This is a genomic window from Desulfosoma sp. (assembly GCF_052743555.1).
Genome location: NZ_JBRAHS010000001.1, coordinates 6,028 through 7,882, shown reverse-complemented (window position 1 = coordinate 7,882; position 1,855 = coordinate 6,028). Strand labels below are relative to the sequence as shown.

Below are 1,855 nucleotides of genomic sequence, written 5' to 3'. Positions count from 1 at the left end.
TCTTTATGAACAACGTTGGAGAACTGATAAGGGATTTGCCAGGCGTCCATGTGGGCCAGTATTATCCTTGGGGGCCGCCCTGGATACACCTCAGAGGCACGGGCTATTTTATAGGAAGGACCGTCTATCTTGTGGACGGTCTTCCCATCTGGTCTTTCATGTCAACCACTCTCAACCCCAACGATATAGAGCGAGTTGACGTGCTCCTTGGGCCATCTTCGGCCCTTTACGGAGCAAACGCCTCAGGAGGCGCAGTAAATTTTATAACCCGATCAGGCACAAAAGGAATGGGTGCGAAGGGTCAGATAGCCTATGGCACAAAAAACACAATAAGGCCGCACGTAAGCATCGGAGACGCATTAAACCAATGGCGCTATTATTTCTCTTATTCGGGAGACTATTCCGACGGCTATAAGATGAAGCCGGTGGATGACGCACTACAGCTATGGAGCCTTGGAAAGAAACAGTACCTCAAGGAGGCCTCCCTCGAGGACAACAGATATAGGAACTCCTATGTTGCAGGAAAGGCCGATTGGGCAAACGAGCACGGGATTAAGTTCTCCATTGCCGTCAACTATGCAAGAAGATACCTCTACGGCGGGCAGAGCAATCTCATCCTTGACGACACCGGTTCCCAGGTCATAAACACCCTCAAGGCCGAAACACCTTTGGGCGGGATAGGAAAAATAAGGCTTTCAGGCGCCTTCCAGTATTACGACCATCCGCAGCAATACAATGGCGGACTGAGCCTCGTGGGTGGTACTCCTGTTCTTAATTCAACAATATTTCAGAAGCGCGAGTGGAAAGTAAGGCGCCTGCCTGTAGAACTTCAGACAGATTGGTATCTGGGTTCAAACAACACCCTTACCGCCGGTGTCTTCTGGAGCAGGGAGAGTGAGAAAAGGGATGACTTTTTTCTCCTCACTGGCAAAAAGAGCCTCTTTAAGGTTACTACCGATCAGACCGCTTCCTATCTTCAGGATCAGATGGTGTTTCTGGATGACAGACTTTCTTTGATAGCAGGAATCCGTTACGACCACTGGGAATACAAGGACATCTTTGACACCAGCTCAAACCCACAAAAACCCGAGGATGTCTCCAAAGAGACCTGGACCTACCGAGGCGGGGGAAAGTATCGCTTCACCGAAAACCTTGCTGTACGCTCCTCTATAGGAACCGCATACTGGCCTGGGTTGCCCCTGTGGTTCTTTCAAAACATAAAGAGCGGCAACACCTGGAGGGAGGCAAATCCTAATCTGGATCCGGAGAAGACCTGGATGGCAGATCTGGGCCTTGAGCTGGATTTCCCGAGATTCGGCACATCTATCGGTGTAACTGGATATTACGGAAAGATAAGAGATATGGTATCCTACCGTTATGATGAAAATCCGGCAGTTCCCGGAGGCAGCATAGTAAGGACTCAGAACCTGGGCGGGGCAGAGATATATGGCGTTGAGACATTGCTGGAGCAGCGGATAACTGACAAGCTGTGGTTTATGGGCTCACTTACCCTCAACCACTCCAGGATCATTGACGATCCGAAAAACGGAGGCCATCAGCTAAGAAACGCACCGGATTCCTGGGGAAGTCTTGGGCTAAGATATATTAACCCGGATATAGTCAATGCCAACATTCTTTTAAGATTCTCCGACGACAGGTACTATGACGATGAGAACACCGAGCTTCCCTTTTTCCACATGCGCCCATACAAAACCCTTGATCTTAGAATATGGAAGGACTGGAGGCTTGCGGATAAGTGGATAATGACAACAAGCATCTCAGGGGTGAACATCTTTGACAAGTATTACGAAACAGAGATTGTTTACGTCAATCCAGGCCGCTATATCGAGGGCAT

Annotated in this window: 1 protein-coding gene; it reads left to right on the top strand. The window is 49.3% G+C overall.

Annotated elements, in window-relative coordinates:
* On the top strand, positions 1 to 1,855 hold a 1,855-nt coding region (locus ACUVSA_RS00035), incomplete at both ends, for a TonB-dependent receptor (RefSeq protein ID WP_445893520.1).